Origin of the sequence: Planktothrix tepida PCC 9214, from assembly GCF_900009145.1 — a bacterium.
Taxonomy (GTDB): Bacteria; Cyanobacteriota; Cyanobacteriia; order Cyanobacteriales; family Microcoleaceae; genus Planktothrix; species Planktothrix tepida.
The window spans coordinates 12,561-29,433 of record NZ_LN889768.1 but is presented as its reverse complement, the minus strand read 5'-3'; the positions used below and the strand labels follow the sequence as shown (position 1 = coordinate 29,433).

General features: G+C 39.7%; 13 protein-coding genes. 5 read left to right on the top strand and 8 right to left on the bottom strand.

What is annotated here, in order from left to right:
* Positions 1 to 93: 93 nt before the first annotated feature.
* Both PL9214_RS02945 and PL9214_RS02940 read left to right on the top strand, forming a co-directional pair.
* Complete coding sequence (locus PL9214_RS02945; RefSeq protein WP_245824156.1) at positions 94 to 903, top strand: biotin--[acetyl-CoA-carboxylase] ligase; 810 nt, start codon at positions 94 to 96, stop codon at positions 901 to 903.
* A gap of 32 nt (positions 904 to 935) precedes the next feature.
* Positions 936 to 2,576, top strand: a complete 1,641-nt coding sequence (locus PL9214_RS02940; protein ID WP_072717363.1) for a M23 family metallopeptidase — start codon at positions 936 to 938, stop codon at positions 2,574 to 2,576.
* A 139-nt stretch (positions 2,577 to 2,715) separates the two neighbouring features.
* On the opposite strand, the gene PL9214_RS02935 is transcribed toward PL9214_RS02940, so the two are convergent.
* Positions 2,716 to 3,246: a phosphate-starvation-inducible PsiE family protein gene (locus PL9214_RS02935; protein ID WP_072717362.1), complete on the bottom strand. Its 531-nt coding sequence runs from the start codon at positions 3,244 to 3,246 to the stop codon at positions 2,716 to 2,718.
* A gap of 288 nt (positions 3,247 to 3,534) precedes the next feature.
* The gene (locus PL9214_RS02930) at positions 3,535 to 4,236 is read right to left on the bottom strand and encodes a glycoside hydrolase family 108 protein (protein ID WP_437126731.1); all 702 of its coding nucleotides are present in this window, start codon (positions 4,234 to 4,236) and stop codon (positions 3,535 to 3,537) included.
* Positions 4,237 to 4,489: 253 nt separating this feature from the next.
* Between PL9214_RS02930 and PL9214_RS02925 the strand changes: the two genes are divergently transcribed.
* Positions 4,490 to 6,679: an O-linked N-acetylglucosamine transferase, SPINDLY family protein gene (locus tag PL9214_RS02925; protein WP_072717360.1), complete on the top strand. Its 2,190-nt coding sequence runs from the start codon at positions 4,490 to 4,492 to the stop codon at positions 6,677 to 6,679.
* A gap of 279 nt (positions 6,680 to 6,958) precedes the next feature.
* Here the strand turns inward: PL9214_RS02925 and PL9214_RS02920 are convergent, their stop codons facing one another.
* Together PL9214_RS02920 and PL9214_RS02915 are read right to left on the bottom strand one after the other, a co-directional pair.
* Complete coding sequence (locus tag PL9214_RS02920; protein ID WP_072717359.1) at positions 6,959 to 7,174, bottom strand: hypothetical protein; 216 nt, start codon at positions 7,172 to 7,174, stop codon at positions 6,959 to 6,961.
* 341 nt (positions 7,175 to 7,515) lie between these two features.
* Positions 7,516 to 9,243 (bottom strand): trypsin-like peptidase domain-containing protein, encoded by a 1,728-nt coding sequence (locus PL9214_RS02915; RefSeq protein WP_072717358.1) that lies wholly within the window; start codon positions 9,241 to 9,243, stop codon positions 7,516 to 7,518.
* Between the two features lie 29 nt (positions 9,244 to 9,272).
* On the opposite strand from PL9214_RS02915, the gene PL9214_RS02910 reads away from it, so the two are divergent.
* Positions 9,273 to 10,271 (top strand): ABC transporter substrate-binding protein, encoded by a 999-nt coding sequence (locus PL9214_RS02910; protein ID WP_083579863.1) that lies wholly within the window; start codon positions 9,273 to 9,275, stop codon positions 10,269 to 10,271.
* 17 nt (positions 10,272 to 10,288) lie between these two features.
* Here the strand turns inward: PL9214_RS02910 and PL9214_RS02905 are convergent, their stop codons facing one another.
* From PL9214_RS02905 to PL9214_RS02890, 4 genes are all read right to left on the bottom strand, one after another.
* On the bottom strand, positions 10,289 to 11,644 hold the full coding sequence (locus tag PL9214_RS02905; protein WP_245824155.1) for a hybrid sensor histidine kinase/response regulator: 1,356 nt from the start codon (positions 11,642 to 11,644) through the stop codon (positions 10,289 to 10,291).
* A gap of 31 nt (positions 11,645 to 11,675) precedes the next feature.
* Positions 11,676 to 12,122 (bottom strand): response regulator, encoded by a 447-nt coding sequence (locus tag PL9214_RS02900; protein WP_072717357.1) that lies wholly within the window; start codon positions 12,120 to 12,122, stop codon positions 11,676 to 11,678.
* Positions 12,070 to 14,376: a sensor histidine kinase gene (locus PL9214_RS02895; protein WP_072717356.1), complete on the bottom strand. Its 2,307-nt coding sequence runs from the start codon at positions 14,374 to 14,376 to the stop codon at positions 12,070 to 12,072. Before PL9214_RS02895 ends, PL9214_RS02900 begins: the two co-directional genes overlap by 53 nt.
* Before the next feature lie 630 nt (positions 14,377 to 15,006).
* Positions 15,007 to 15,819: an SDR family NAD(P)-dependent oxidoreductase gene (locus tag PL9214_RS02890; protein ID WP_072717355.1), complete on the bottom strand. Its 813-nt coding sequence runs from the start codon at positions 15,817 to 15,819 to the stop codon at positions 15,007 to 15,009.
* Positions 15,820 to 15,926: 107 nt separating this feature from the next.
* Between PL9214_RS02890 and PL9214_RS02885 the strand changes: the two genes are divergently transcribed.
* Complete coding sequence (locus PL9214_RS02885) at positions 15,927 to 16,832, top strand: DMT family transporter (protein ID WP_072717354.1); 906 nt, start codon at positions 15,927 to 15,929, stop codon at positions 16,830 to 16,832.
* Positions 16,833 to 16,873: the final 41 nt, after the last annotated feature.

Below are 16,873 nucleotides of genomic sequence, written 5' to 3'. Positions count from 1 at the left end.
GAGGGAAAAGCCTGATTTTTCGTAGGCTGAAAGGGCATAACTGCGTTAAAATTCCCCTTAGTCATAAAAGAGGGTTAAATTAAACAATTTGCTGTGACCCTAAATTTATCCCGTTTACAATCCGCTTTACAAACTCTCATGGAGACGCACCATGGCACGTCTCTACTACCAACTATTCATTATTTTGATACTTTAGCTTCTACAAATCAAACGGCTTGGGAACTGTTAGAACAAGGTGAACCAGCAGGAACCGTTGTCATCTCTGGACAACAAACGGCTGGACGGGGACAGTGGGGCCGACAATGGCAGTCGAGTCAGGGGGGGTTATTTTTATCAAAAACCTTGGATCTCAAGCTTTCTGTGGCTCAACAAGCGCAATTAACGTTATGTTCTGCGTGGGGTATAGCAACAATTTTGCGCGATCGCGGTTGTCCGGTTCAACTCAAATGGCCCAATGATTTAATTTTAAATCAGCGCAAATTGGGGGGAATTCTCACCGAAACCAAAATTTCTCAGCATTATATTACTCAGGCGGTAATCGGAGTTGGCATTAACTGGAGTAACCCTGTTCCTGAAATCGGGATTAATTTACAAACGTTTTTTGCTGATTCTGCAACAATCTCTTCGATTCAATCCCTAGAATTTTTAGCGGCATTAATTTTACAGGGATTAGATTTAGGCATTCAACAATTATCCAGTGCTACTATTAACAAAGTCTTAACGGATTATACCCACCTGTTAACTTGTATCGGCAAGCCGATCTCGATTGCGGATCAACAAGGTGTGATTATCGGTATTTCGGAACAGGGAAACCTCCGAGTGGGTCTGTATCCCCAAACCGAAATCGGGTTTTCTCAAGAAATTGACCTGAAGCCCGGTACAATAAGTGTCGGCTACAGTTAAACGGTTAGATCATCATTGGTTGTGTGAGGAAGATGACGGAACCCAGTTACCCCCCTAAAAAATATTCATCCCCCAAAACCCGGCCTGGGCATTTGCGCCAGGGGTCAGGACGTTATGCCCTCTTGGGTTTAAGTTGTCTGACAGGTTTACTGCTCTTGAGTAGCCGTGTGATTGCTACGGATGAGTTTTCGATTCCTGGGGAGAGTGAATCGGTGGAAACGGTTGCTCCCGCCACACCTCAAACGACTACAGAATATAGTGATCCTGCCATTCCTTCTGATGCTGAACCCCCGGTTGAACCGGAAGTTACTTATAGCGAGCCCGCACCCGTTACCGATAACTTTATAGAACCTGATCCTAATTATTCTGAACCCGCCCCAGAATCGACCTATAATCCTGAAACCGAATATAATTCAGAACCATCGCAACCTGAAATTCCTAATATTGTCCCCCCACCACAACAAGAGATTGTTTTACCGGACACACCCCCCGCAGCAGATTCTCCGGCGAATGCTTATATTGATCCCACGGAGTATCAAGTGGGTGCAACGGATGGGTACGAGGCTCCCTCTAGTGTTGTATTTTCAGAACGTTCAACCGGATGTGAAACGGCGTTACAGTTGGGACAATCGGCGGGAGATTTATGCTCCCCAGTCTACCCGTCTGGACTCTATCAAGCGGAAAATAATCCAGTTCCCAATATAGAAAATAGTCCCTATATTGGCAATACTCCCTATATTGGTAATACTCCCTATATTGGTAATAGTAATAACTCAATTCCTAACCCCTTAGTTAATCCGGGAACGGTTGCTTCTGACTCTAATGGGTTTGTTGCTAACTCCTCACCGACGTTTGCGGGAGGTTCTGAAGAAAGTTATACCTCTTCTTGGCAACCTGAACCTGTTGATTATGGGTCAGGTGGGTCATACTCTGGAGAAGTCGCTGTTAGTGGGTTTAGTCCGATTCAAGTCGGCCCAATTGCCGTGAGCAGCATGAGCAATTCGGGTTTGGCTTATTATAATCGCACCCAACGACCTGCGGCGGTTCGGGGAAATGGGGATACTAGCGTTCTTTTCCCTTTGAGTATTCCAGCACCGATTACTTCGTTGTTTGGTTGGCGAGAACATCCGGTTCTCGGTTATGGCCGTTTTCACACGGGAATTGATTTAGGGGCTGATGAAGGAACTCCCGTTGTGGCGTCCTATTCGGGTCAGGTGTCGATTGCAGATTGGTTAGGCGGTTATGGGATGGCCGTTGTCCTCAATCACACGGAAAAGTCCCAGGAAACCCTTTATGGTCACTTATCGGAACTGTTTGTTAAACCGGGAGAAACCGTTAAACAAGGGGACGTGATTGGACGAGTCGGAAGTACCGGGCTATCAACCGGGCCCCATTTACACTTTGAGTTGCGAAAACTTACCAGTCAAGGATGGGTTGCTATTGACCCGCGTAATGATATTGAAGTGGCACTAGCTCAATTATTAAATACGATGAAGGTGGCAGAAGTTCCCTCGTCAGAGTTTATTGCCAAATTAGCAGAAAAAACGACGGATGCAGAAACCGGAACGCCTAAATTACCGCCTTTACCCCCAGGGATTGATATCATGATTCCTAATTTAGAACCTCCAACCCTTAACTTTGGATTTGCAGAGAATGTTAAAACTCCTGGCTAGGATTTAAAGTTGTAAGAGGCATTAAAAATAAATCTCATCAAAAGCTAGTGCTAATACAGCACGAGTTGATTTTGTACTCAAAGCCAAGGCTGTTTTATTGATTAAATAGCCCTGACTGAGTTAATATTTCTGGGTTCAATTAGTTAGGGGAAGAAATTTCTACTGAATCTGTATGAGATTGAGGGGTTTGTATCCATTTATAACGCTGCGTAATCCGACGCTCAGGATCAATTCCTTCAAAGGTTGGCGGAATCCAAACACGGACTAATAAAATCACAGCTAAAACTAATAAAAATCCACCCGTTGCTAAAATTTGAATCCATTCGGTTTCTAAAACCCCTTTCACAATAACTTCTCGTAACACCGAGACAATAGAAACTTCTACAGCAACTCCAATTGAAATCCGTTTTTCTTGTAAATAAATAATTAACAAGCGGAATAATTCAACCAGAATTAACAGAAATAAAATATCTGCTGTGACTTCTTGGAAATTTAAGGGAGGTAGCAGAGAGAAAAACATTTCTCTGAGTTGCAAGACCATAAAACAAAATAGCCCAATACATAAAGAAATGACAATTAAGTCTTGAATCATTTCTAAGGTATTGATAATCCGAAATCGTCCTAACCAGGTTGGCTTGAATTCAGGTAAGGGTTCAAGGGGATTGTGCATGGTTTGTTTTTATTCCTATATTGTGTTAGGCTCTTTTCCTAGAGTATACAAATTTGGCTTATAAGTAAACGTATAATATATTAAAATTATTTATGTTATGAATGATCGAACCTGCATAAACCTCTCAAAGTCATGAGGGGGGATGGCTTGACAGTTGGGAAGGGGATCTCAATTGCGAAAAAGAGCCAAAAGCATTGGTTAACAGAAAATCAAGTACATTGGGTCAAAGCTGTAATTTTTAATGAAGATAAACATTACTGCATTGGTACTAATCAATCCTTAAAATCCTTAATTTTTAATTTTTTCGACATAACCCCATAAACTATAATCCCGACTTAACCAACCGTGAAAAAATGCCATTTGACTCGGATTTTCTTGAACCCGTTTATAACGATATAAAATCCGTTCATTCACGATTTGTAAGGCAGTATATTGGTTATTGCCACGTTCTAAAGCTTCACGGGTTTGTTGATCAAAGGTTCCGGTTTGAGGCAGTCCTAATGCTTGTTGTAGAAAGGTAATTGAGTTATTAATTCCAAAGTTAACCGCAGTATCAAACATCACAATTGCTAAAGCGGGGTGCATTTTTGCCGATTCACTTCCTTGCCAATAACTATTATAAATTTCGATTAATTCGGTTTCGGACATTTGGCTAACATCTAAGCCCGGTAATCCTCTCTGTGAACGATAAGCATCATATTCAGCTTGGGTAATTCCTCGGTAAGTTCTCCCCCCAATATCGGCGGGATGGTCGCTTAATCCCCCTTCAAAATAAAGGGTAAATCCTAACGCTGCATTGAATAATTTGGTTTCATAATCACTTCTAATTTTATTCCTTGCCCAACTTTGGCTCCCAATCGCTACGGAAAATGCTAAGGTGAGTAACACCATTCCGGCGATCGCTTGAGGTTTGAGTTTGGCTTTGAGTTGTTTAGGAAGCATTTGCTGCCAATTCCAATTCATCAGTTTAGAGGGGATCAAAGTTACCATAATCCTATTTAGCGGAGTCCAGACCGATAAGTCACAGTCTAGGATAACAGATCAGTGGACAGTTAGCGGTTAACAGTTGACCGTGTACAGTTAAAAATCGTGATAACTGTAAAAAATGAGCCAGACAGTAGTATCCTAGTTCCTACACTATGGTCAACCCATGAGTGTCTTCCTAAAGCATCCTCGCCGTTCCACGGTTTAGGAGTGTCAATAACTGATAACTGATAACTGATAACTGATAACTGATAACTAAATGTCCGTGAATCCGAATCAATCCTCTGATCCCGTTGTCATGCAGCCTGATAGTCCCCAAGGGTGGACAGAAGTGGCGGAACGTTATTATGTTCAGAAATTGTATGCTGAGGCGATTACCGCGTGTCAACAGGCGATTGCGATGGAACCGAACTGGGCGTTAGCTTATGTGACGATAGGGAATATTTATCAAGCTCAAAGTCAACTGGAAGAGGCGATTCGTTCTTATCAACAAGCCTTACAAATTAACCCGAATTTAGCCCAAGCTCATGCTAATTTGGGGAGTATGTTTTACCGACAAGGACAACTGGAATTAGCCATTAAAAGTTATCGCCAAGCGGTGAAGTTACAACCGGATTTAGCTGCTGTTCATTGGAATTTAGCCAAAGTTTTAAAACACTTAGGACAGGATGCAGAAGCTCAAGTTTCAGAACAACGCGCTTTAGCTTTAAATCCACAATTGGGTGGGGCTGAAGTTCTATTTAATCAAGGGAATCAATTGGCGCTCCAAGGAAAAGTTGAAGAGGCGATCGCAACTTGGAAAAAAGTAATTGAACTAAAGCCGGATTTTGCAGAAGCCTATGGTCAGATGGGAATGGTGTTACGACATCAAGGTAAATATAAAGAAGCCATTCCGGTCTTAGAAAAAGCGATAGAACTCAAACCTAATTTGCCCTTAGCGCATCAACATTTATGTGGAATTTACCGCGATAGTAGTAATTTAGCAGCCGCCCGAAAAGCCGTGGATCGGTATGTGGAATGTTGTGGTGAAATTGACCCGATAATGGCAGCAATTTATAATATTAGTACCTATCAAGTATCAGGGTTAAATTATATTGCTAAAGAACGATTTTTGAAGTTAGAATCTCAACTGTATTCTAAATTAGATCGAACTACTTTGGTAGAAATCAAATCTCTATATTCTAATTTACTGTTTAGTATGCCCTATTTAAGGGATGATTTGAATAAAAATATTAAGCTTCATCATCGAATTACGAAACGATATATTGAGACTATTCTTAAACCGAAGTATCAACAAGTTTCGGATGAGATTCCTTCCTCATTTCCCCATTCTCCCTTAAGAATTGGTATTTTATCAAGCCATTTTAATCGCCATTCGGTTGGGTGGTGTAGTTTAGATGTTTTGCGGGAATTATCGAATTTATCGGTTAATCTTTATCTCTATTGTACGGATCGCCTACAAGCGGATGATCGCACGCCGTTATTTGAAGCGATCGCCCATAAATTTTTTATTCCTAAATACTATCCCAATGGATTACCCACACCGGAAGAAATTATTCAAGAAATTAAGACTGATGAAATTGATATTCTGTTAGATTTAGATGCGTTAAGTTTACCAATTCATGCTGATATTTTTTATCAAAAACCCGTTCCCATTTGTATTTCTTGGTTAGGGTTTGATGCGTTACAAATTTCTAATCAAACTTATTTTTTAGGGGATTCCTATACTCATCCTCAAGGAACTGAAAAATATTATACAGAACAATTGTTACGGATGCCAAACTCGTTTATGGCGGTTTCGGGCTTTAATCGAGATTCAGTTGAACCGATTAAAGTTCGACAATCTTACCGCATTAGTTCTGATCAAATTGTCTATTTATGTGTAGCATCGGGTCGAAAATTTAATGCTGAATTAGCAAAAGCTCAAATTGAGATTCTCAAACAGGTTCCTGATAGTATTTTAATTTATAAAGGTTTGGCGGATCAAGACGTTGTGATTTCAACCTATCGCCAAGTTTGTGATGCGGTGGGGGTGGGGAAACATCGGATTAAATTTTTACCTCGTTTTCCTCAAGAGGAAGAACACCGAAAAATTTATGCGATCGCCGATATTCTCTTAGATTCCTATCCCTATAATGGCGGAACTCATACCTTAGAAGCATTATGGTTTAATGTTCCAGTGGTGACTCGAAAAGGAGAACAATTTTTATCGCGGATGGGTTATTCTTTCTTACAAGGATTATCGATTCCAGAAGGAATTGCTGAGTCTTGGAAAGACTATATTAACTGGGGGGTACGTTTCGGTCAAGATGAAGCGTTGAGGAAATCCGTTCAAGAAAAGTTAATTCAATCCAAGCAATCTGAACTTTTAGCTCCTCTTTGGAATCCTAAACAATTTGCTCAGGATTTATATGATATTTTACAGCAATTAACGGTTAAAAAATCCTAGGGTGCTACCCATTACAGTTTAAAGCTTGGTGTGTGCGACGGATCATCTATGTCAACAATTGCGCCAAAAGCCCGGAAATAAATTTCGGGCTAAAAGCTCAAACCCGTTAAAACGGGTTAAGAAAGACAAATCTTGAGTCATCTAAAGATGACTTTAGTTCTTAGCCCGAACTTGAGTTCAGGGCTAACGTGGGTTAAGTTGACGGACTTTGGCGGCGGATTGATCCTTGCATTCTTCCCTTTATCAATTCCGCCTGATGCAGGCTAGCATTGAGATCGATTAAGAAGCAAGGGCTATTTTTAAGTGGATTAAGCGTTCACGGGACTCTTGTTTAACTAACCCATCAATCGCTGCATTTTGTAATCGAATAAACGCTTCAAAATCTTCTTGGCTATATTTGGTTGTTTGTAACAATTGTCTCAGTTCTTCTTCAACTTTAAGGGTTAAATAACCTTGTTCTAAAGCTTGGTTAACCAGCTTATAGATTGCACCCATACTCAATAATTCTCCTAAATCTCAATAAAAAACTTAACCTCTGAAATAATTTCTAGGTTATTAAAAGGGACAGGCACATTTAGATGGAAATACGAGGAAATCAAAACATGGTTTGCTTTTCCTTGATTCTCAAGAATTTAAAACCTCTATTTCTATTAGAATCAATTAGAGGAACAGTAGAAAAAAAGATGTTAAATCATTCCAGACCTATCAATTGCTGTATCAAAACAGACATTTCCTGAACAGGCAGTTTTGTGGGTAGAGGGTATTTTTAGTTTATCTCAATTTTTCTGAAATGGCGAGTCTAACTCCAATAAACTCATCATTATGAGTTCAGGAAATTAAGGTTGATTCCAAACCTTCACTTGTCCATCCCATCCTCCACTGACTAAAGTTTTACCATCAGGGCTAATACTCACTGCATTAATGTAACCAGAGTGACCTTTTAAATTGCCTTTTAATTGACCCGTTGCTAAATCCCAAAGTTTCACCGTTTTATCCCAACTTCCACTAATTAAGGTTTTACCATCGGTGGTGATTACGATTGACCAAACCCCATCGGTATGACCGCTTAAACGACGAATGGGTTGACCTGTTTTTAATTTCCATAAAGCAATCGTTCCATCTGCACTTCCACTAGCTAAAGTTTCACCATCAGGACTAATGGCTAAGGATAAAACGGATAATTCATGACCTTTTAATGTCCGAATTAATTCTCCGGTTTCGACATTCCAAAGTTTAATACTACTATCTTTACTTCCACTCGCTAAAATTTTACCATCGGGACTAAATGCGATCGCATCAACTAACTGTTCATGTCCGATAAAGGTTTTCAAGAATTGACCCGTTTTAGCATCCCAAAGTTTAATCGTTTTATCCCAACTTCCACTAGCAATTTTTTGACCATCAGGACTCAACCCAACAGCTAATACAGGACTATTATGGGCTTGAATCGTTTGAATTAAGGGCAAGGTTGCTGATTTTAATCCGGTGGCTAAATCCCAAATTTTAATTAATCCATCTTCACCCCCCGTGACTAAATATTGACTATCTCGACTGAGGGTAATACTATGAATAGATCCTTGATGAGCACTTAGGGTGCGAGTTAGTCCACTGGTGGTAACATTCCAAATCGAAAGGGTTCCATTACTATTTCCAATAATAATATAAGGAAAAGATAAAGCTAAGGATAAAATTTCTCCTGATTGTTCTGTGATTGTCGTTGCTAAAGAAAAAGAATTATTCACCGCAGCAAGGGTATTAGGAGGGTTGACAGGAGAATTTAGATCACGATTAGTGGTGACAGGTGCAGAATTGTTTGGGGGGGTGGGAATTGAAGATAATCTTGCCGTTTTTCGCCAATCTAAAAAATAATTAATCGGGATTCCCGCCGAAACAATTTTATCGGGATTTGTACCTAACTGAACAATTCCATTAACTCCAATTACCTTTCCTTCATCATCTAAAATCGGGCCGCCACTCATTCCACTTCTGACTAAATTTGTGTAAACTAAACTATATCCCGCACGGGGTTGTTGACGTTCACTGAGGGTTCCATTGGTACTTAAAAAAAGCCTCTGTCCCAGGGAAGTTCCTGAACGGGGCCATCCGGCTACATAAATCGAACTCCCCGGCTGAATTTGATTGGAATCGGCAGAAATTGCCACGCGATACCGTTGAGAACTGCTAAAGGGAATTAAGGCTAAATCCAGGTTAGGAAGTTGTTGAATTAAACTATAATAAACAAAGTAGCGTTTACCATCGGAGGTGACAATTTCATAGTCTCCAACGCGATCAACAACGTGCCAATTCGTTAACACATAATAAGTATTTCCTTGCTTTTCCACAATAAAACCGGATCCGCCTTTTGGCCCATCAATTCTAACGGTAATTTCTCCAGCAATGGTATTTACTTCGGCAGGAGATAGGGCAATTTCTTGAGGGGTAGAGATGGGGAAAGGAAGAGACTGAGGAAGAACCGGAATCGAAAGACTCATGAAGGGAATACTGAGAATAATTGCACCCCGGTTTTGATGGAAAATTTTAATAAAATTTTTCAGTAAATTCATGTTAAATCAAACTTATTCAATCCTAAGATATGATCGAGTTTAACGTAAGATCGGCGTTTATTGCGACAACCCTGATTAGCATATTGTTGGGATGTGGTTGGAGACAATCTTCTTCAACCTCGGATTCAAAAAATCCCCAAAAGTTTGTTGCTGTGACTCAAATTGTAGAACATCCCTCTTTAGATGCAACTCGGAAGGGAATTCAAGATGAATTAGCAGCAGCTGGATTAAAAGCCGGAGAAACCTTAAAATGGGAGTGGGAAAGTGCCCAAGGCAACCCTTCAACGGCAACCCAAATTGCCAATAAATTTGTGGGGGAAAACCCAGATGTAATTGTTGCGATCGCGACTCCTTCGGCTCAAGCTTCAGTGGCGGTAGCGAGAAATATTCCGGTAATTTTTGCCGCTGTTACTGACCCTTTAGGGGCGAAATTAGTCAATAATTTAGAAAAACCCGGAGGGTTAGTAACCGGAGTAACAGATTTATCTCCGATTAACAAACAGCTTGATTTAATTCAAGAAATTACGCCAACGGTGAAACGATTAGGGGTGATTTATAATGGGGGAGAAGCGAACTCTGTTTCGTTAGTAGATTTCTTGAAAATAGAAGCAACAAAACGGGGATTAACGGTGGTGGAAGCGACCGCAAATCGCTCAAGTGATGTGGCAACTTCTGCCCGGAGTTTAGTAGGGAAAGTGGAGGCAATTTATATTCCAACGGATAATACTATTGTATCAGCTTTAGAGTCCGTGATTCAAGTGGGAATTGACAATAAAGTTCCGATTTATGTCGCCGATACGGATTCAGTTAAACGCGGGGCTATGGCAGGATTAAGCTTTAATTATTATGATGTCGGGCGACAAACGGGAAAGGTCGTCTTACAAGTTTTAAAGGGAGAAAATCCGGGGAATATTCCCGTAAAATCTGTTGAGAAACTCCAACTGTTTATTAATATTAAATCAGCGACAGCAATGGGGGTAAAAATTCCTGAATCTGTGTTAAGAAAGGCAGATGAAAAGATTGAGTAGATGGGGAATCAAGTTTTCTACAGTTCACTAGCTTTGATCAGAGGTAAACGGACAATAAAAGTTGTTCCCATTCCGATTTGACTATCGATCCAAATTTTACCTTGGTGAGCCTCTACACAATGTTTAACAATGGCTAAACCTAACCCTGTACCAGGTATAGACCCTACATTTTTAGCTCGATGGAAGGGTTCAAAGAGTAGGGGAAATGAATCGCTCGGAATTCCAATGCCTTGATCTTGGATACAGAAGTCAATGGTCTGATCTTGAACCACCACATCAAATTGAACGCTCTGAGATTGCGGAGAATATTTAACGGCGTTTTCTAATAAATTCATTAAGATTCTTCTTAATAAATTAGAATCAACCACAACGTCTTTAAAACTCAATTTTAAATCCAGATTAATTTGACAGTCTTCGCCTGCACTCAAGTGTATTTCTTCAACTAATTGGCGACAAAAAACCTCTAAATTGATCACACTCGGTTGATATTGAAGTTGACCCGAATCCGCTTCCCCAATTAATAAAACTTCATCCAATAATTGAGCCATATTTTTACTAGCAGACCGAATCCGTTGAAATAAAGTCACTTTTTTTTCTTGGGATAATTTCTGCTCATAATCTTGCAGCAATACGGTGGAAGCCAAAATCGTATTTAAAGGATTTTTAATATCATGAGAAATCATCGAAACAAATTCAGATCTCAGTTGATTTTGTTCCTGAGCTTTCACTAATTCTTGGGTACTTTCTTGGACACGCATTTCTAAAGCTTGATTCATCGCTTTTAAACTTTCCAAGGTATGCTTTCGTTCAATGGCATACCGCAAAGAACGCACTAAAACTGTTCCATTGACTTGTCGTTTAATTAAATAATCTTGCGCCCCCTGACGCACTGCCCTAATGGCTAATTCATCGTCATTGGTATTCGTTAAAACGACAATTGGTAAACTGGGGACTTGTTCAATCAAACGCGCTAAGGATTCTAACCCTTGACTATCAGGAAGGGTTAAATCTAATAAAACGACATCAAAAATCGTGTTCTCTAATTCTTTTAAGGCTTCTCCTAGACGTTTAACATGAACCACACTGAAGGGTTGACACAGAGAATCTTTCAGCAATTCCTGCAAGAATCGCGCTTCAGCGAGGTTGTCTTCAATCAACAAGATTTTCACTGAACTAGCGGGCCTCATCGTTGAATGGCTTCTCTCCCTTCCTAATAAGGAGAAAGATGAAGAAGAATGGGCAGAATAAAGAACATAGGAACTTGGACTTTTCGGTGGTTCACAATAGCGAGGTAAAGGTTCTGAATCCACGGAAAATAGATATTGAGCTTCTTGCTTCTTCCAAGTTCCTTCATTGTTCCAAATTTGCCGCATTGTTAATCCTTCTCCTACTTAAAAGGATAATTTAATCACAAGGTAAGGTAACAGTTTTCAGCCAAAATTCTTCTATTCCTCGCACAATCGTAAAAAGTTGGCTCAAGTTACGAGATTTTGTAATATAACAATTGACATGAAGGTTATAGCTATGATGAATATCCTCTTCATTGTGGGAAGTAGTCAAGACAACGACAGGAATTCGTTTTAAGCTAGGGTCAGCTTTAATCTCGGCTAAAACTTCACGCCCATCCTTTCGGGGTAAGTTTAAATCCAGAAGAATTAAATCGGGGCGAGGTGCATCGACATATTCTCCTTCTTGGCGAAGATATGCCATGGCATCAACCCCATTTCTAACCGTTACAACTTCATGCGGGAGTTGGCTATCTTTTAACGCTTCTTGGATGAGACGGATATCGGCTTTATTATCCTCGACCAAAAAGATCATTTTGGATTTTTCGTCCATTTCGGCGCTCACGTTCGCGTCCTCCTACAGGAATTGTAAAGTAGAATGTTGAACCTAAATCAAGTTCAGATTCAACCCAGATTTTTCCCCGATGGCATTCTACAATTTTTTTACAAATTGCTAATCCCATACCTGTACCCGGGTATTCATCTCGCGTGTGCAGACGTTGGAAAATGATAAAAATTCGTTCTGCAAATTGCGAATCAATGCCAATGCCATTATCCTGAACTGAGAACAACCACGCATCTTCAATCCGTTGTGCTCCGATATGAATTTCTGGCGGTTTATCACTCCGAAATTTAATCGCATTACCAATTAAATTTTGAAACAATTGCATCAGTTGAGTGCTATCCGCCATCACCGTTGGCATAGGGTCATGGGTAATGATAGCGCGACTTTCTGCAATGCGTTTTCGTAAGTTGGATAACGCTCGATCTAAAGCGGTTTCAACTTCAGTAAATTGAAACTCAATCCCCTGCATATCCACTTTAGAATAGGCTAACACATCATCAATTAGGGTTTGCATTAAACTCACCCCTTCAACAGCATAGGTAATAAATTCCTTAGCATCGTCATCAAGGGCTTTTTGATAACGCATTTCTAACAGTTGTACATAGTTTGCCACTTGATTTAAGGGTTCTTGCAAATCATGAGATGCCACATAAGCAAACTTTTTCAACTCGGCGTTAGACCGTTCTAAATCATGGGCTAATTGGGCTAATTCATCCGCTTGTCGCAGGACAATATTAATAATGGCTTTTCGCAATTCTAAAGCCATTTTAATTTCAACTTGTTTCCAAGGAAGAGATTTTAAGCGAACCGTTTCTTTCCACTGTTCAAAGGATTTCCGAGGAGAGAGAAAAACTTGACCGTCCGTGTGGGTGGTTTCAAAGGCTTGACTTGGATTTCCTCCCCATTTCACCGTTTGGATGACTTCGGGACGGAACCACAGGACATAATTTTTATTAGAAATGGGAATGGCTAATACCCCACTTCCAACGGCTTTAAATCGTTCAGCATCGGAATAAATTCGAGGCAAAGAATCGGTATAAAAAGCTTCTTCATCTCCCTGTTTCCGCAGCCATTGAACTAAGAAATTTAAGTCTTCTTCGGAAGGGGTTTCACCGATTAAAGTAAATTGTCCTCCAAAGTAAATGGCAGCCCCTTGAGCATTGGTTAAATCTAATAAATTGGGTTGATGTTTAATTAAACCATCAATAAAGTTTTCTTCCTGAGCCATATAATCAATCAACGCCGATTGAATATAGGTTAATTGAATCCGATAGTCATAATCTTCTGTTTCTTCCCGTTCAGAAAGTTCAGAAAAAATCACTCGTCCTAAAAATTCGCAAGCTTTCCGCAGTTCATAGGATACATATTTGGGGGTAAGGTGATGACAGGCAATTAATCCCCAAAGTTTTCCTTCTTTAATTAAGGAAATCGTTAAGGAAGAACCGACTCCCATATTGTTTAAATATTGCAGATGGCAAGGAGAAGCACTGCGAAGAATAGAACAGGTTAAATCCGTCGGTCGATGGCTGATGGGATTGACTTCTGGAAACAGTTTAACGGGTTCAGAGGCGGCATCAGGAATTAAGCGAATCCAATTGGAACTAAACATCCGTCTTGCGGGTTTAGGGATATCTGATGCCGGATAATGTAGCCCTACATAGGGTTCCATTTCCTCCCGTTTTTCTTCCGCTATAACCTCTCCATGTTCATCTTCATCAAATTTATATAACATCACCCGGTCAAATCCGGTGACTTTCCGCACTTCCTTGACAATAATTTGACAAAAATCTCGTAAATTTGCAGAAGCTTCAAGTTGATTAATCGAGACTCTGGCTAAATGATAAAAACTTAAGAACGGAATATTTTCTTGGGACGTTGTGGGTTCTAATTCTAAAACTAAATACCCTTCAGAGTTGCGATGAAAGACCCCATCAAAAATAACATAATCATCGCCCTTAACTCGGAACCAAATTTTAGTCGGGTTAATAAAATCTAGGTTATCTTGTTTGAGTCCTGTTTCTATTCGTTCCATTTGAAACGGATCAAGTAAATCCGATAAATGGTTATGCACCATTATTTCAGGAGAAATCCCTAAAATTGACTCAATATTACTACTAACTTGTAAAATTCTGAGGTCGGGTTCTTCTAAAACGAATAACACGCCATGAGGTTGAATTTGGCTTAGAATATGGATGGGTTGTTCATCTAAATTTCTTAAGCTCAACCGATTGTCTTGTATGTTTATCTCTACCATAACGATTCTCCTGAATCCATATTGACCTGGAAATGAAGGTGATCCTTATGCAGACCCCCTCACCTTTCTTTGTGAATCCCTGGCGTTGAATTCGATTTTGCCTCAACGAGTGGATTTATAAATCTCAGAAACAAAAGGCGATTTCTGGTAAATTCCTCCGCTTAAACTTAAATTGATCAAGGCTTTCAAGGAATTGAAAAATGCTTCAAACCGAACGGTAGAACTCCTATTTGCTTATAAACGTAACTCATCCATTTCCCCGCCGAAGTCAACCTGATCTGAGTTTTGATTTAAAGATTGCACGTTGAGGGTTTAAGATGATTTTCCTCGGCCCTTATAGGCTGTTATTTCCTTAGTATAGCATTTGTTCAAGCTGTCAAAAAGGATTGAAATAATACTAATTTGAGATATTTCCCTATAATTCTTTATTTTTGTTTAAAAAAGTATACATACTCACCGAAGGAGTCAGGAGAAAGGAGATAAAAATCGAGGATTAGCCAGATTAAAACATTTAATTTTTTTAATCTGAAGAATTCGCTGCTTAATTCTCTAGGTCTCCTGACATAGAAAAACAAGTCTTGAGCCAAGGCTTAAGATCTGAACTCAAATCAAACTTTATGGTTTAGTTTCTTAAGTGTTCATAACGCTTGATTGATTCAAAACCCACTCCATTAATCCAGGGAATAATCGATAGGTTTCTGTCGCTAATACAGCCGAGCCAACGATGACTTCATTTTGTTTTTTCTCAACAGCATTCCAAATGGCTTGAGCAATATCTTCCGGTTGACTCACCCAGGTAGACGCTAAAGCAGAGTCCAAACGTTGACGCAATTGTTCAACTTCTAACTCATTTTCTCCTCGAAATTGCGCTCGTTCCATAAAATTACTATTAATAATACCAGGATGAACGGCACAAACCTGAATCCCCTTTTTTTGCACTTCTAATCTCAAGGATTCAGTTAATCCAACCACAGCATATTTACTCGCACAATAGGCAGCCATTTGTGGAAAAGGAATTTTCCCACCAAAGGAACCTACATTCACAATGGTTCCCTGTTTTTGAGCTAAAAAATGGGGTAATAAAGCGTGAATTAGATTGACATAACCAAAGAAGTTAGTATTCATTAATAAATGCCAATCTTCTAAAGTTGTATGTTCAACGGATGCAGTCAAACAAATCCCAGCATTATTTACTAAAACATCAAGGGTTTCATAATAATCTAAAGCTTTTTCGACTAAATAGCGAACTTGTTCAATATCGGTGACATCCGTTGGAATGGCTAAGGTTGAAACCCCTAAAGATAAAACTTCCTCCGCAACAGCTTCTAAACGTTCAGGTTCCCGTGCTGCTAAAATCACATTGTAGCCCTTCTGTGCAAATAATAAAGCGGTTGCTTTACCACTTCCTTGGGAAGCCCCTGTAATTAAAACGGTTGATGTCATAGGATAAAATCATGGGTTTATGCTTTATAAAGTAACGCATAAATTAACAAATGAGTAAAACTCAGGTTAAACTTTAGAGAGTCAGGATTTGAGGTCATCAAGGCAAAATGCAGGGTTTTTCTTCAGCCTCTCCAGGATTAATTTGGGGGGTGGTTATTGTTGGGGTTATGGCAATTTCCGTCGGATCAATTTTAGTGCGCCTCGCCTTAAATGCTGCGGATCAAAGTGGTATTGGTTTTAGTTTAGTCATGGCGGCGATTCGCTTAACTGGAGCCTCCCTAATTGTATTACCAACAGCCTTAAAAGTTCAATGGCGATCGCTTTCTTTCCAAGCTTTTAGTTATGCAGTTGCAGCCGGATGTTGTTTAGCGTTTCATTTCGCTACCTGGATTACCTCTTTATCCTATACTTCCATTGCAGCTTCCACAACTTTAGTGACCACTACTCCAATTTGGGTGGCAATTTTATCGAGATTTTGGTTAAAAGAAAAACTCTCTTCTCTAAAAATTATAGGAATTGGAATCGCCTTTTTAGGGGGAATTATGATTGGCTTGAGTGATACTCAAGGAGGAGATTTTTATTCTAATCCTTTCCTGGGAAATAGTTTAGCATTAATTGGAGCTTGGGCTGTTAGTTTTTATTTAATGTTTGGGCGGGAAGCTCAACAACGGGGATTTTCCCTGGGGGGTTATGTTATCGTTGCTTATACTGTTGCATCAATGATTTTATTACCCTTACCGTTGATGTTGGGTGTGGGTTATACCGATTATCCCGCTAAGGTTTATTTATATCTTTTATTAATGGCAATTGTACCTCAATTAGTCGGTCATACCAGTTTTAATTGGGCGATTAATCAAATTTCTCCTACTTTAGTTACTTTAGCCATTTTATTAGAACCCATTGGAGCTAGTTTTTTAGGTTATTTATGCTTTAATGAAGTTCCTCCCTTAGCCGTATTAATCGGGGGAATAATTGTTTTAACAGGAGTAGCGATCGCTGTAATTAATTCTTAATTAAAATTAGAAGTATAGGGCAGGGTGCGCGTTGAAGGAGC

Bases quoted from the DNA above. Each gene is read 5' to 3' on its own strand.
- PL9214_RS02905 (WP_245824155.1), bottom strand. From the start codon at position 11,644: ATGCGGCAAATTTGGAACAATGAAGGAACTTGGAAGAAGCAAGAAGCT.
- PL9214_RS02915 (WP_072717358.1), bottom strand. From the start codon at position 9,243: ATGAATTTACTGAAAAATTTTATTAAAATTTTCCATCAAAACCGGGGT.
- PL9214_RS02910 (WP_083579863.1), top strand. From the start codon at position 9,273: ATGATCGAGTTTAACGTAAGATCGGCGTTTATTGCGACAACCCTGATT.
- PL9214_RS02940 (WP_072717363.1), top strand. From the start codon at position 936: ATGACGGAACCCAGTTACCCCCCTAAAAAATATTCATCCCCCAAAACC.
- PL9214_RS02930 (WP_437126731.1), bottom strand. From the start codon at position 4,236: ATGGTAACTTTGATCCCCTCTAAACTGATGAATTGGAATTGGCAGCAA.
- PL9214_RS02920 (WP_072717359.1), bottom strand. From the start codon at position 7,174: ATGGGTGCAATCTATAAGCTGGTTAACCAAGCTTTAGAACAAGGTTAT.
- PL9214_RS02935 (WP_072717362.1), bottom strand. From the start codon at position 3,246: ATGCACAATCCCCTTGAACCCTTACCTGAATTCAAGCCAACCTGGTTA.
- PL9214_RS02885 (WP_072717354.1), top strand. From the start codon at position 15,927: ATGCAGGGTTTTTCTTCAGCCTCTCCAGGATTAATTTGGGGGGTGGTT.
- PL9214_RS02895 (WP_072717356.1), bottom strand. From the start codon at position 14,376: ATGGTAGAGATAAACATACAAGACAATCGGTTGAGCTTAAGAAATTTA.
- PL9214_RS02890 (WP_072717355.1), bottom strand. From the start codon at position 15,819: ATGACATCAACCGTTTTAATTACAGGGGCTTCCCAAGGAAGTGGTAAA.
- PL9214_RS02925 (WP_072717360.1), top strand. From the start codon at position 4,490: ATGTCCGTGAATCCGAATCAATCCTCTGATCCCGTTGTCATGCAGCCT.